The organism is Anaeromyxobacter sp. SG17 (genome assembly GCF_022690695.1).
GTDB classification, from domain to species: Bacteria; Myxococcota; Myxococcia; order Myxococcales; family Anaeromyxobacteraceae; genus Anaeromyxobacter; species Anaeromyxobacter soli.
The window spans coordinates 53705-66978 of record NZ_JALCYX010000010.1 but is presented as its reverse complement, the minus strand read 5'-3'; the positions used below and the strand labels follow the sequence as shown (position 1 = coordinate 66978).

Below are 13274 nucleotides of genomic sequence, written 5' to 3'. Positions count from 1 at the left end.
ACGCCGCGCCGGTACAGAAGCACGGCCCCGCAAGCTCCGGAGAGCCCGATGCACCTCGACCCTGCCCGCGAGATCGCCCCCGGCGTCGTCCTCCTCGACTCGGGCTACGTCCGCCCGAAGCTCGCCGCCTGCTACGTCGTCCGGGGCGACGCGTCCGCCGCCGTGATCGAGACCGCGGCGTCCTCGTCCGTGCCGCGCATCCTCGAGGCGCTCGCCGCGTTCCGCATCGCGCCCGCGGACGTCTCGCACGTGGTCGTCACGCACGTGCACCTCGACCACGCGGGCGGCGCGGGGAAGCTCATGGAGGCGCTCCCTCGCGCGACGCTGGTCGCGCACCCGCGCGGCGCGCGCCACCTCGTCGATCCGTCGAAGCTCATCGCGGGCACCGCCGAGGTCTACGGTGAGGCGCGCTTCCGGGAGCTCTACGGCGACATCCCGCCCATCCCCGCGGCGCGGGTCGTCGAGGCGCCGGACGGCCACGAGGTGGATCTCGGCGGCCGCGTGCTCCGCATGCTCGACGCCCCCGGTCACGCGAAGCACCACCTCGTCGTCCACGATCCCGCGACGCGCGGCTTCTTCACCGGCGACGCGTTCGGCATCTCCTACCGCGAGGCCGACTCCGCGAAGGGGCCCTTCGTGTTCCCGACCACGACGCCGGTGCAGCTCGATCCGGCCGCGCTGCGGCGGACCGTGGAGCGCATGCTCGCGGAGAAGCCCGAGCGCATCTACCTCACGCACTTCGGGATGCTCGAGGGGGAGATCCCCCGCGCCGCCGCCCAGCTCCTCGAGGGCCTCGACGAGCACGTGCGGCTCGCGCGCGCGGCGCCCTCCGGGCCCGGCCGTCACGCCGCCCTGCGCGAGGCGCTCGCCGGTCAGCTCCTCCGCGGCCTCGCCGCGCACGGCGCGCCGCTCGCGCGCGAGGAGGCGCTGGCGGTGTACGGGGTGGACCTCGACCTCAACGCGCAGGGGCTCGAGGTCTGGCTCGACGCGCAGGCGTAGTGATCGTACGGGGGCTGCGCCCCCGCCCCGTCGGCGGCTCACCGCCGTCGCCGGGGCCCCACCCCTGCTCGGCGGGGCCCGTGAGCCCGTGCGCCCGCGTTCGCGGGTGCGCCCGGGCTCCCCGCCGGGAGGGGGCGTTGCCCCCTCCCCGTGCGTTGCACGGGGCCCCTCCCCGGTTCGACCACCTATCAATGCACGAGCGCCTCGCCCTCGACGGCGCGGGCGCCCTTCGCGAACGTGATGTTCCCGTCCGGCCCCTCGTCCACCACGACGTGGTCGCCGGCCTTGAACTCGCCGCGCAGGAGCTTCGTCGCGAGCGGGTCCTGGATCATCCGCTGGATGGCGCGCTTCAGGGGGCGCGCCCCGTAGACCGGGTCGTAGCCCGCGTCGGCGATGGCCTCGCGCGCCGCAGGCGAGAGCTCGATCGTGATGCGCCGCTCCTCGAGGAGCTTGCGCAGGCGCGCGAGCTGGATCTCCACGATGCGCCCGACGTGCTCGCGCGACAGCGGGCGGAAGACCACGATCTCGTCCACCCGGTTCAGGAACTCCGGCCGGAACTCCGCGCGCAGGTTCTCGAGCGCCGCCTCCCGGATCGCCGAGACGTCGGCCCCCGGGCGGCCGGCGAGCCGCTGGATCTCCTGCGAGCCGATGTTGGAGGTCATGATGACGACCGCGTTCCGGAAGTCGACGGTGCGCCCCTGGCCGTCGGTGAGCCGGCCGTCGTCGAGGATCTGGAGGAGCACGTTGAAGACGTCGTGGTGCGCCTTCTCGATCTCGTCGAAGAGGATCACCGCATACGGCCGGCGGCGGACCGCCTCGGTGAGCTGGCCGCCCTCCTCGTAGCCGACGTAGCCGGGGGGCGCGCCGATGAGCCGCGACACGGCGTGCTTCTCCATGTACTCGCTCATGTCGAGGCGGACCATCGCGGCCTCGTCGTCGAACAGGAACTCGGCGAGCGCGCGGGCGGTCTCCGTCTTCCCGACGCCGGTGGGCCCGAGGAAGATGAACGAGCCGATCGGCCGGTTGGGATCCTGGAGGCCCGAGCGCGCGCGGCGCACCGCCGCCGAGACCGCCTGCACCGCCTCGTCCTGGCCGACGACGCGCTCCCGCAGCCGGTCCTCCATGCCGAGGAGCTTCTCGACCTCGCCCTCGACGAGCTTCGAGACCGGGATGCCGGTCCACTTGGAGACCACCTCGGCGATCTCCTCGGGCGTGACCTCCTCCTTCAGCATCGCGCCGTCGCGCTGCAGGCCGGCGAGGCGCTCCTGCAGCTCCGCCACGCGCCGCTCCACCTCCGGGAGCCGGCCGAACTTGATCTCGGCGGCCTTCTGGAAGTTCGCCTCGCGCTCCGCCTTCGTCTGCTCCTGCTTCAGCCCGTCGATCTCCTGCTTCGCCTGCGCGAGGTCCTGGATGACCGCCTTCTCCGCGTCCCAGCGGCTCTTGAGGCGCGCGAACTCCTCGTTCAGCGCGGCGAGCTCCTTCTCCGCCTGGCCGAGCCGGTGCCGCGAGGCCTCGTCCTGCTCCTTCTGCAGCCCCTGCCGCTCGATCTCGAGCTGTGCGATGCGGCGGCGCACCTCGTCCACCTCGGTCGGCATCGAGTCGATCTCGATGCGCAACCGGCTCGCCGCCTCGTCGACGAGGTCGATGGCCTTGTCAGGCAGGAAGCGGTCGGTGATGTAGCGGTGGCTGAGCCGCGCCGCCTCGACGAGCGCCGCGTCCTGGATGCGGACCTTGTGGTGCAGCTCGTAGCGGTCCTTGAGGCCGCGCAGGATCGAGATGGTGTCGGCCACCGACGGCTCGCCCACGAACACCGGCTGGAAGCGCCGCTCGAGGGCGGGGTCCTTCTCGACGTGCTTGCGGTACTCGTTCACGGTGGTGGCGCCGATCGCGTGCAGCTCGCCGCGCGCGAGGGCGGGCTTCAGCATGTTGCCCGCGTCCATCGCGCCCTCGGCGGCGCCGGCGCCGATGATGGTGTGCATCTCGTCGATGAAGAGGATGATCTGGCCCTCGGACGAGACGACCTCCTTGAGGACGCCCTTCAGCCGCTCCTCGAACTCGCCGCGGTACTTCGCGCCCGCGACCATCGCGCCGAGGTCGAGCGCGAGGAGGCGCTTCCCCTTGAGCCCCTCGGGTACGTCGCCGTCCACGATGCGCCGGGCGAGCCCCTCGACGATGGCGGTCTTGCCGACGCCCGGGTCGCCGACGAGCACGGGGTTGTTCTTCGTGCGGCGGGAGAGGATCTGGACGACGCGGCGGATCTCGTCGTCGCGCCCCACCACCGGATCGAGCTTCCCCGCCTTCGCGAGCGCGGTGAGGTCCTTCGCGTACTTCTCGAGGGCGCGGTACTGGCTCTCGGCCTCGGGCGACGTCACGCGCGCCCCGCCGCGCACGTCCTGGAGCGCGGCGACGATCCGGTCCGGCGTCGCCCCCGAGGCGCGCAGCGCCTCGCCCGCGCCGGTCTTCTCCTCGGCGGCGGCGAGCAGGAGGTGCTCGGTCGAGACGTACTCGTCCTTGAGCCGCTTCGCGGCGTCCTCGGCGCGGTCGACGAGCTTCGCGAGCCGGTTCGCGAGGTACGGCTCCGCGCCGGAGACCTTGGGCACGGTGCGCAGCTCGTCCTCCACGCGCGAGGCGACGAGCGACGGCTCCGCGCCGATCTTCTCCAGGATGGGCGTCGCGGTCCCCTCCGGCTGGGAGAGGAGGGCGAGCACGAGGTGCTCGACGTCGATGGCCTGGTGGTCGCGGCGGCGCGCCTCGCTCTGGGCGGCGGCGAGCGCCTCCTGGGCCTTCACGGTGAGCTTTTCCATTCGCATGGCGCGAACGTAAGACCGCGGGGGGGCTTGGCAAGCAGCGCCGCCGCGGCAGGAAAGCCGGAATTGCATCGCTCCGGCTCGTGTAGAGTCGAGGCCCGCCCGGGGATGGGCGCCTCCATGGTGGACGATCTGACCCTGCCTCGCGCGGCCTCGCGACCGCCCACCGCCTCGTCCGGGCTGCGGCTCGCGTGGCTCGTCGCGCTCGCCGCGCCCCTCGTCATCCTCCTCGCGCTGCCCGGGCTGCACGAGCCGCTCTCTGCGGCCCGGTACCTCCCCGTCCACACCGTCCTCGAGCTGCTCGTCGTCGGCGTGGCGTTCGCCACGTTCGGCGTGCAGTGGTTCGCGGCCCGCGAGTTCCCGGATCGACGGGCGCAGGTGATCGGCCCCGCGTTCCTGGCGGTGGGGCTCTTCGAGGCCCTGCACCTGCTCACGTTTCCGGGGATGCCGGGCGTCGGGGGCCCGGGGACGACCGAGCGGGGCATCTACTACTGGTTCCTTGCCCGCCTCTGGACCGTGGGGACGCTCGTCTGGGTCGCGCGGCTCCCGCCGAGCGATCGGAGCCTGCGGCCGGGCAGGGCGCGCCTGCTCGTCCCCCACCTCGTCGCGGTCACGGCCTTCGTCGCGGTCGAGCTCGCCTTGCCGGGCGATCGGGCCTTCTTCTACGTGGAGGGAGGCGGGCTCACGTCCGCGAAGGTCGGGCTCGAGCTCTTCGTCGCGGCGGTCGCGCTCGTGGGCGCGCTCGTGCACCACCGCGCCGCCCGCGCCGGCGACCGCGGCGCCCGCACGCTCGCGGCGGCGCTCGCGGTCACCGTCCTCTCCGAGCTCTCCCTCACCCTCTACGCGCGCCCGTTCGATCCGGTGCACGTGCTCGGGCACGCGTACCTGGTGCTCACCTTCTTCCTCATCTTCCGCGCGCTGTTCGTGGGCGCGGTGGTCGCTCCGCACCGCGAGCTCGTCGCGCTGCGGAGCCACATCGAGAACGAGCTCAACGTCACCATCGCCGAGCTGCGCGCGACGAAGGAGAGCCGCGAGGACCTGCTCCGCGCCGTCTCTCACGACCTGCGCAACCCGCTCCAGATCGTGCTCCTCAAGGCGCAGGTGCTCGGCCGCCACGGGGCGAAGCCGGGCGCGGCGGAGAAGGCCGCGCGCGACATCGCGCTCGCGGGCAGGCGGATGGAGCGGATGCTGCGCGATCTCGCCGACGCGGCGCGCCTCGAGAGCGGCGCCGCGCTCGCGCTCCAGCGCGCCGCCGTGGACGTGCGCGCGTTCGTGGCGGAGGCGATCGAGCTCAACCGCGGGGTGTTCGACCCGCAGCGCCTCGAGGTCGCCGTGCCGGACGGCCTCCCGCCGGTGCACGCCGATCCCGACCGGCTCGACCGCGTCCTCGTGAACCTGGTCGGGAACGCGCTCAAGCACACCGCCGGCCGCGTCGTCGTGAGCGCCAACCCGGCCGGCGCCTTCGTGCGGATCTCCGTCATGGACGAGGGGCCCGGGATCGCGCCCGAGGACCAGCAGCGGATCTTCCAGCGCTACGTGCGAGGTCCCGGGCGGGAGGCCGACGGGCTCGGCCTCGGGCTCTACATCGTGCGGCGGCTCGTCGAGGCTCACGGGGGCGAGGTCGAGCTCGTGAGCGCGCCCGCGGCGGGCAGCACGTTCAGCTTCACGCTGCCCGTCGCGACGCCCGGTTGACGGCGCTGCGTCCGGGCGCCACGGCCCCCGGCCGGACCTTGCGGCCGTGCGCGCGGGGTCACATGCCTGCCGCTGGGCCGTTCCCCCTATGACGAGCACGCACCCCGCGATCCTCTCCGTCGGCCGCGCGCTGCCCCCGAACTTCGTGGATCAGGAGACGCTCATCGCGGCCCTGTCCGCGTACTGGGGCGCGCGGCACTTCAACGTCGAGCGTCTCGCCGATCTGCACCGCGCTGCACGCGTGGGCGGCCGCCACCTCGCCCTTCCGCTCTCCGAGTACCCGGCGCTCGACTCGTTCCGGAAGACCAACGACGCGTTCATCCGGGTCGGGAGCGAGCTGGGCGCGGCGGCCGTGTCGGAGGCGCTCGCGCGGGCGGGCGTCACCCCGCGCGAGGTGGACCATCTCTACTTCGTGACCGTCACCGGCGTCGCCACCCCCTCGCTCGACGCGAAGCTCGTGAACCGGCTGGGGATCTCGCCCTCGGTGAAGCGGACGCCGATCTTCGGCCTGGGCTGCATGGCGGGCGCGGCGGGGCTCGCCCGGGCCTCGGACGCCCTGCGGGCGTTCCCCGGCGAGGTGGCGGTGCTCGTCTCGGTCGAGCTCTGCTCGCTCACCCTCCAGCGGGAGGACACCTCCATCGCGAACGTCATCGCGAGCGGCCTGTTCGGGGACGGCGCGGCGGCGGTGGTGCTCCAGGGCGGCGAGCGCGCCCCCGCGCCCGACCACGCGCCGCGGATCCTCGCGACCCGCTCGGTGTTCTACCCGGACACGGAGTGGGTGATGGGGTGGGACGTCGTCGACACGGGCTTCAAGGTGGTCCTCTCCGCGAAGGTGCCGGAGGTGATCCAGGCGAACGTCGGCGGAGACGTGGATCGCTTCCTCGCCGCGAACGGGCTCTCGCGCGGCGACGTGCGCCACTTCATCGCCCACACCGGCGGGCCGAAGGTGCTCGAGGCCTTCCGCCGCGCCCTCGACCTGCCGGAGGCGGCGCTCTCCCGGTCCTTCCGTTCGCTCCAGGAGGTCGGCAACCTCTCCTCCGCCTCGGTGCTCTTCGTCCTCGGCGACCTGCTCGACGCGGGCGAGGCCCGCCCCGGAGACGTGGGCCTCCTCGCCGCGATGGGCCCGGGCTTCTCGGCCGAGCTCGTCCTCCTCCGGTGGTGACCATGACGGATCGTGAAGCAAGGGTGGCGCACGAGATCCTCCGCATCGCGCGCGACGAGCTCCGGCTCGGCGACGCCACGCCCGCGCCCGACGCGGCCCTCGCGGGCGCGCTCGACTCGCTCCAGCTCCTCTCGCTCGTCGTCGCCGTGGAGGACCGCTTCCGGATCGTCCTCGAGGACGACGACGCGGCCGGAACGCGCACGCTCGCGGATCTCGCGCGGCTCGTCGCGGCGCGCTCGGACGCGGCGCTCATCCCCGCCCAGGCGCCGGAGCCGGCCCGGTGAGGCTCGTGGGGCCACCGGCGCCCGCGCCGCGCTCCCCGACGCTGGCGCACGCGCTCCGCGCGGCCGTGGGCCACCCGAGCGGCGTCACGTTCGTCGATCTCCACGAGCGCGAGCGCACGCTCCGGTGGGCCGAGGTCGCCGACCGCGCGGAGCGGGTGGCCGCCGCGCTCGCGGCGCGGGGCGTGGCGCCGGGCGATCGGGTGGCGATCGTGCTCCGCACGGAGCCCGCCTTCCTGGACGCGTTCTTCGGGGCGTGGCTCGCCGGGGCGGTGCCCGTGCCGCTCTATCCGCCGGTCAGGCTCGGCCGGATGGAGGAGTACCTCGCGCAGACGGCCCGGATGCTCGAGGTGTCGGGCGCGCGGCTCGTCGTCTCCTCCGGCGCGGTGCGGCGCCTCCTCGGCGGCGCCATCGCGCGGGCGGCGCCGCCGCTCGGCTGCGCCGACGCGGCGGAGCTCTCGCAGGAGACCGGTCGACTCTCGCGCGCCTCCGAGCCCGAGGCGCTCGCGCTCGTGCAGTTCTCGTCCGGCTCGACGGTGGACCCGAAGCCGGTCGCGCTCACCCACGCCGCGCTGGAGGCCCAGGTGGACGCGCTCGTCGAGCGGGTCCGGCCCGACGCGAACGACGCGCTCGTCTCCTGGCTGCCGCTCTACCACGACATGGGGCTCATCGGCTGCCTGCTCGCGGCGATGAGCTACCCGGGCCGCCTCGTGCTCATCGCGCCCGAGCACTTCCTCGCGCGCCCCGCGCTGTGGCTCCGCGCCATCGCGCGCCACCAGGGCACGATCTCGGTCGCGCCGAGCTTCGCCTACGCCTACTGCGCCGATCGCGTGAAGGACGCGGAGCTCGCCGGGCTGTCGCTCGGGACCTGGCGCCTCGCGCTCGACGGCGCCGAGCCGGTCTCCGCGGAGGCGATGCGGAGGTTCGCGGCGCGCTTCGGGCCGCACGGCCTCGATCCGGCGGCGCTCGTGCCGGTCTACGGCCTCTCCGAGGCGGCGCTCGCGGTCACCTTTAGCCCGCGCGGGCGGCCGCTCGAGGGGCGTCGGGTCGATCCCGCGCGCCTCGCCCGCGACGGCACCGTCGCGCCCGGGCCGCGCGAGCTCGTCTCGGTGGGCCCGCCCATCGCGGGCGTCGAGGTGGAGATCCGCGACGAGGACGGAGCGCTCGCCGGGGAGGGCCGCCTCGGGCGCGTGTTCGTGCGCGGGCCGTCCCTCATGCAGGGCTACCTCGGCGATCCCGCCGCGACGCGGCGCGCGCTCTCGGGCGGCTGGCTCGACACGGGCGATCTCGGGTTCGCGCTCGGGGGCGAGCTGTACGTGCACGGGCGCGCGAAGGACGTCGTCATCGTGCGCGGCGCGAACCACGCGCCCGACGAGTTCGAGGCGGCCCTCGCGGGCGTGGCGGCGGTCCGGCCGGGCTGCGCCGTGGCGGTCGGCTTCGTCCCCCTCGGCGAGGGGGACGGCGAGGGCGGCGAGGCGCTCGCCATCCTCGCCGAGCGCGCGCGGGGGGCGCGGGACGACCCGGCGGCCGAGTCGGAGATCCGGCGGGCGGTGCTCGAGCGCACCTCGATCGCGCCGTACACGGTGCGCCTCCTCGAGCCGGGGACCCTGCCGCGCACCTCCTCCGGCAAGCTCCGGCGCCGGGAGGCCCTGCGGCGCTTCCTCGCCGGCACGCTCGTGCCGCCGCGCCGGGCGACGGCGCTCCGGCTCGCGCTCGCGCTCCTGCGCGGCGAGCTCGCCCTCGCCCAGGCGCGGGCGCGCCGGCGGCGGCCCGCGTGAACGGCCCCCTGCGCGACGCCGTGGTGGTGGGCGGCGGCCCCGCCGGGCTCGCCTTCGCGATCGCGGCGGCGCGGCGCGGGCTCTCGGTGACGGTGCTCGAGAAGCGCGAGGGGCCGGTGGACAAGGCGTGCGGGGAGGGGATCCTCCCCGCCGGCGTGCGGGCGCTCGCGGCGCTGGGGGTCACCGGCCGGCTCGACCCGGAGCACACCGCGGCCTTCCAGGAGATCCGCTGGATCGAGCGGCACGACGCGGCCCGGCTCAGGCTCCCGGCGCCTGGCGGGCTCGGAGTGCGCCGGACGGCCCTCTCGGCCGCGCTCTCGGCGCGGGCGCGGGAGGCGGGCGCGGAGCTCGTCCAGGCCGACGTGCACGCGCACCGGCGCGAGCGCGACCGGATCTGGGCGGTCTCCTCCGCAGGCGACGTCCCCGCCAAGGTGCTCGTCGCGGCGGACGGGCTCTCCTCCGCGGTGCGCCGCCGCGAGGGGCTCGAGCGCTCAGCCTCCGGCCCCGCCCGCTACGGCGTCCGGCGCCACTTCGCCATCCCGCCCTGGGCGGAGGCGGTGGAGGTTCACTTCGGGCCGGGCGCGGAGGCCTACGTGACGCCCGTCGGCGCCCGGCGCGTCGACGTGGCCTTCCTGTTCGAGCGGCAGGGGCCGGTCGAGTACGAGGCGCTCCTCGCGCGCTTCCCCGCCCTCGCCCACCTGCTCGAGGGCGCACCCGCGATCACCGCGCCGCGCGGCGCGGGGCCGCTCGCGCGGCGGGCGCGCGCCCGGATCGCCGACCGGCTGGTGCTGCTCGGCGACGCGGCCGGCTACCTCGACGCGGTCACGGGGGAGGGACTCTCCCTCGCGTTCGGCTGCGCGCTCGATCTCGCGGCGCTCCTGCCGGCCGCGCTCGGCGAGGGCGCGACGCGCGCGGCGCTCGCGCCGTACGAGCGCGCCTGGCGCCGCAGGTTCGCCCCTTACTGGGCGTGGACCCGGATCGTGCTCGGACTGACCCGGCACCCTGCGCTCCGGCACCGCATGCTCGCGCTCGCCGCCTCGCGTCCGGCGCCGTTCGAGCGGGCGGTCCGCCTCGCCGTGGGGTGACCTCTCCCGGCGCCTCGAGCCGTGCGCCGCGAGCGCCCGGCCGAGCGGCGGGAGCCCCGGGCGCGACGGGGGTAGGCTCCGAAAGCGTTGCCCATCTCGACGATGCGCCGCGTTCGGGGTATGTCCCCCGTCCCCGCGGGCCCCGGAGTTCCCGGCGTCCGGCGGGCCACCCGCGGCATACCATCCGCCGCAAGGAGGGCTCATCATGCGCTGCACCGTCCTCGGCGCCGGCTCCTGGGGCACCGCGCTGGCCTCGCTCCTCGCGTCCAAGGGGTACACCGTCACGGCGTGGGACAAGGACCACGCCGTCATCGACGCGATCGCCAAGACCCACCGCAACGATCGCTATCTCCCCGGCACGCCGCTGCCGCCCTCGCTCCTCACCACCCCCGACATCACCCGGGCGCTCGAGGGGGCGGAGCTGGTCGTCGTCGCCGTCCCCTCCCACGCGGTGCGCCAGGTGGCCATCGAGGCCAAGCGCCACGTGCACGCCGGCACCCCGGTCGTCTGCGTCGCGAAGGGCATCGAGCTCGACACCCTCATGACCATGAGCGAGGTGCTCGAGGACGTCCTGCCGGTGCCGCTCCACCCCTACATCGCGGTGCTCTCGGGCCCGTCGTTCGCGAAGGAGGTCGCGAAGGGGCTCCCCACGGCGGTGACCGTGGCCGCGCGCTGGGACCGGGTGGCGAAGCAGGTCCAGGACGCGTTCCACACCCGCACCTTCCGCCCGTACACCTCGAGCGACGTCGTCGGCGCGGAGATCGGCGGCTGCGTGAAGAACGTGGTCGCGATCGCCGCCGGCATCTCCGACGGCCTCGAGTTCGGCGCGAACGCGCTCGCGGCGCTCATCACGCGGGGCCTCGCCGAGATCACCCGCCTCGCGGTTCGCAAGGGCGCGAACCCCCTCACCCTGTCCGGGCTCTCCGGCCTCGGCGACCTCGTGCTCACCTGCTCGTCGGACCTCTCCCGCAACCGCACCGTGGGGCGCGGGCTCGCCGCGGGGAAGACGGCCGAGCAGATCCAGAAGGAGCTCGGCCAGGTCGCCGAGGGGATCCGCAACGCCAAGAGCGCGCGCGACCTCGCGCGCCGGCTCGGCGTCGACATGCCCATCACGGACACCGTGTACCGGGTCCTCTACGAGAACGTCCCGCCGCGCGACGCGGTCACGGCGATCATGATGCGCGAGACGAAGCCGGAGATGTGACGCGGCTTCGCGCACGATCCCGGGCCTGCGGCGGGCGTCCTCGCTCCTGCGCGGACGCGCGTGCGCTCGGCCGGAGCGTCCCCTAATCTATGCGAATGAGCCCCGACGCCTCCCGCGCGCTGTGCGGGACCCCCGACGAGTTCGAGCGCGGCTGCCGCCGCGACATGGATCGCGCCCGCGCGGAGGCCGACCGGCTGAAGGCGATGCCGGCGCCGCGCGCCGCGCCTGCGGCGCTCGCCGCCTTCGACGCCGCCTTCGGGGCGCTCTCCGACGCCGCCTCGCGCGCGAGCCTCGCCCGCAACGTCCACCCGGACCCGCGCATGCGGGACGCCGCCGAGCGCTCGGAGCAGGAGATCGACGCGCTCTCGACCGAGCTCTCGCTCGATCGCGGCCTGTACGACGCGATCGCGGCGCTCGACGTCTCCGGGGAGGACGGGGCGACCCGCTACTACCTCCAGAAGAGCCTGCGCGACTTCCGCCGCGCCGGCGTCGATCGCGACGAGGCCACCCGCACGCGCGTCCGTGCCCTCCGCGAGGAGCTCGTGCGGATCGGCCAGGAGTTCGGGCGCAACATCAAGGACGACGTGCGGCGCATCGAGCTCGCGCCGGCGGAGCTCGACGGGCTGCCCGAGGACTGGCGGCGAGCGCATCCGGCCGGCCCGGAGGGCAAGGTCGTCGTCACGACCGACAACACCGACTACGTGCCGTTCATGACGTACGCGCGGAGCGAGCGCGCCCGCGAGGCGCTCTGGCGCCTGTACCGCCTGCGGGGCCACCCGAAGAACCTCGACGTGCTCGCGCGCATGCTCTCGCGCCGCGCCGAGCTCGCGCGGCTCCTCGGCTACGAGAGCTGGGCGGCCTACGTCACCGAGGACAAGATGATCGGCAGCGACCGCGCCGCCGCCGAGTTCGTCGAGAAGATCGCCCGGGCCGCGGAGGCGCGGATGCGCCGCGACTTCGGGCAGCTCCTCGCCCGCAAGCGCGAGGACGTCCCCGGCGCCGAGCGCGTCGAGCCCTGGGACAGCGCCTACCTCCAGGAGCGCGTGAAGGCCGAGCAGTACGGGTTCGACTCGCAGTCGGTGCGCCCCTACCTCGACTACGCCCGCGTGAAGGACGGCGTCCTCGACGTCACGGGGCGGCTGTTCGGCATCGCGTACCGCCCGGTGCCCGACGCCCCGGTCTGGCACGCGGAGGTCGAGGCGTACGACGTGGTGGAGGGCGAGAAGCTCGTCGGGCGCGTCTACCTCGACATGCACCCCCGCGACGGCAAGTACAAGCACTACGCCCAGTTCACGCTCGCCTCCGGCCAGGCCGGGCGGCAGCTGCCGGAGGGCGTCCTCGTCTGCAACTTCCCGCGCCCGCAGGGCGGCGCGCCCGCGCTCATGGAGCACGGCGACGTGAAGACGTTCTTCCACGAGTTCGGCCACCTGCTCCACCACGTCCTCGGCGGGCACACGCGCTGGGCGGGGCAGTCCGGCGTGGCCACCGAGTGGGACTTCGTCGAGGCGCCCTCGCAGATGCTGGAGGAGTGGGTGTGGGATCCCGGCGTGCTCGCCGGCTTCGCGCGCCACGTGGACACCGGCGCGCCGCTCCCCGCCGACGCCGTCCGGCGCATGAAGGCCGCCGACGAGTACGGCAAGGGGCTCATGGTGCGGCAGCAGATGTTCTACGCCGCGACGAGCCTCGAGCTGCACCGGCGCGACCCCAAGAGCCTCGACACGACCGCGCTCGTGGCGGAGCTGCAGGAGCGCTACACGCCGTTCCGCCACGTGGACGGGACCTACTTCCACGAGTCCTTCGGGCACCTCGACGGCTACTCCGCCGTCTACTACACGTACATGTGGTCGCTCGTGATCGCGAAGGACCTGTTCGGCCCGTTCCGCGAGAAGGGGCTCATGGATCCGGAGCCCGCCCGCCGCTACCGCCGCGCGATCCTGGAGCCCGGCGGCTCGAAGCCCGCCGCCGAGCTCGTGAAGGACTTCCTCGGGAGGCCCCACGCGTTCGACGCGTACGAGCAGTGGCTGAACGCGTAGGGGCGAGCAGCGCACGCAGAAAGACTGCAGCGCCCACGCGGCGGCGGAGGGGGGGCCGCGTGGGCGCCTTGCTGCACCTGCGACTCTCGGCCGGCGCGGGGCGCCGGGAAGTGAAAGGCCCATCGTGATTCGCGACAGGCGAGCGAAGCGAGCCCGCCGGGGCGCCGGCCCCGCCCCCGGCCCCCCCCGCGCGGCGGCGCCCGGGGCCCGGCGCGCGCGGGGGGGGGCCCCGC

At 74.9% G+C, this 13274-nt stretch carries 9 protein-coding genes; 8 read left to right on the top strand and 1 reads right to left on the bottom strand.

Going from position 1 to position 13274, the window contains the following annotated elements; genetic code table 11:
- Nucleotides 1-48: 48 nt before the first annotated feature.
- Nucleotides 49-999 carry an MBL fold metallo-hydrolase gene (locus MNY60_RS06635; protein ID WP_242339244.1) on the top strand — a complete coding sequence of 317 codons (951 nt, stop codon included), beginning with the start codon at nt 49-51 and terminating at the stop codon, nt 997-999.
- 188 nt (nt 1000-1187) lie between these two features.
- On the opposite strand, the gene clpB is transcribed toward MNY60_RS06635, so the two are convergent.
- Nucleotides 1188-3809, bottom strand: coding sequence for an ATP-dependent chaperone ClpB (gene clpB / locus MNY60_RS06630; RefSeq protein ID WP_242339246.1), 2622 nt, complete (start codon nt 3807-3809; stop codon nt 1188-1190).
- A gap of 117 nt (nt 3810-3926) precedes the next feature.
- Between clpB and MNY60_RS06625 the strand changes: the two genes are divergently transcribed.
- From MNY60_RS06625 to MNY60_RS06595, 7 genes are all read left to right on the top strand, one after another.
- A complete protein-coding gene (locus MNY60_RS06625) occupies nt 3927-5498 on the top strand; it encodes an MASE3 domain-containing protein (protein WP_242339248.1) in 1572 nt (523 codons plus the stop codon).
- An 88-nt stretch (nt 5499-5586) separates the two neighbouring features.
- On the top strand, nt 5587-6660 hold the full coding sequence (locus MNY60_RS06620; RefSeq protein WP_242339250.1) for a type III polyketide synthase: 1074 nt from the start codon (nt 5587-5589) through the stop codon (nt 6658-6660).
- 23 nt (nt 6661-6683) lie between these two features.
- On the top strand, nt 6684-6944 hold the full coding sequence (locus MNY60_RS06615; protein WP_242353391.1) for an acyl carrier protein: 261 nt from the start codon (nt 6684-6686) through the stop codon (nt 6942-6944).
- Nucleotides 6941-8719 carry an AMP-binding protein gene (locus tag MNY60_RS06610; protein WP_242360237.1) on the top strand — a complete coding sequence of 593 codons (1779 nt, stop codon included), beginning with the start codon at nt 6941-6943 and terminating at the stop codon, nt 8717-8719. Before MNY60_RS06615 ends, MNY60_RS06610 begins: the two co-directional genes overlap by 4 nt.
- Nucleotides 8716-9804 (top strand): NAD(P)/FAD-dependent oxidoreductase, encoded by a 1089-nt coding sequence (locus MNY60_RS06605; protein WP_242337589.1) that lies wholly within the window; start codon nt 8716-8718, stop codon nt 9802-9804. The genes MNY60_RS06610 and MNY60_RS06605 overlap by 4 nt, the downstream gene beginning before the upstream one ends.
- 205 nt (nt 9805-10009) lie before the next feature.
- A complete protein-coding gene (locus MNY60_RS06600; protein ID WP_242337591.1) occupies nt 10010-11008 on the top strand; it encodes an NAD(P)H-dependent glycerol-3-phosphate dehydrogenase in 999 nt (332 codons plus the stop codon).
- A gap of 95 nt (nt 11009-11103) precedes the next feature.
- Nucleotides 11104-13041 carry a M3 family metallopeptidase gene (locus MNY60_RS06595; protein ID WP_242353407.1) on the top strand — a complete coding sequence of 646 codons (1938 nt, stop codon included), beginning with the start codon at nt 11104-11106 and terminating at the stop codon, nt 13039-13041.
- The last annotated feature ends 233 nt before the right edge of the window (nt 13042-13274 follow it).

Coding starts and splice junctions, on each gene's coding strand:
- MNY60_RS06620 (WP_242339250.1), top strand. CDS start 5,587: ATGACGAGCACGCACCCCGCGATCCTCTCCGTCGGCCGCGCGCTGCCC.
- MNY60_RS06595 (WP_242353407.1), top strand. CDS start 11,104: ATGAGCCCCGACGCCTCCCGCGCGCTGTGCGGGACCCCCGACGAGTTC.
- clpB (WP_242339246.1), bottom strand. CDS start 3,809: ATGCGAATGGAAAAGCTCACCGTGAAGGCCCAGGAGGCGCTCGCCGCC.
- MNY60_RS06635 (WP_242339244.1), top strand. CDS start 49: ATGCACCTCGACCCTGCCCGCGAGATCGCCCCCGGCGTCGTCCTCCTC.
- MNY60_RS06625 (WP_242339248.1), top strand. CDS start 3,927: ATGGTGGACGATCTGACCCTGCCTCGCGCGGCCTCGCGACCGCCCACC.
- MNY60_RS06600 (WP_242337591.1), top strand. CDS start 10,010: ATGCGCTGCACCGTCCTCGGCGCCGGCTCCTGGGGCACCGCGCTGGCC.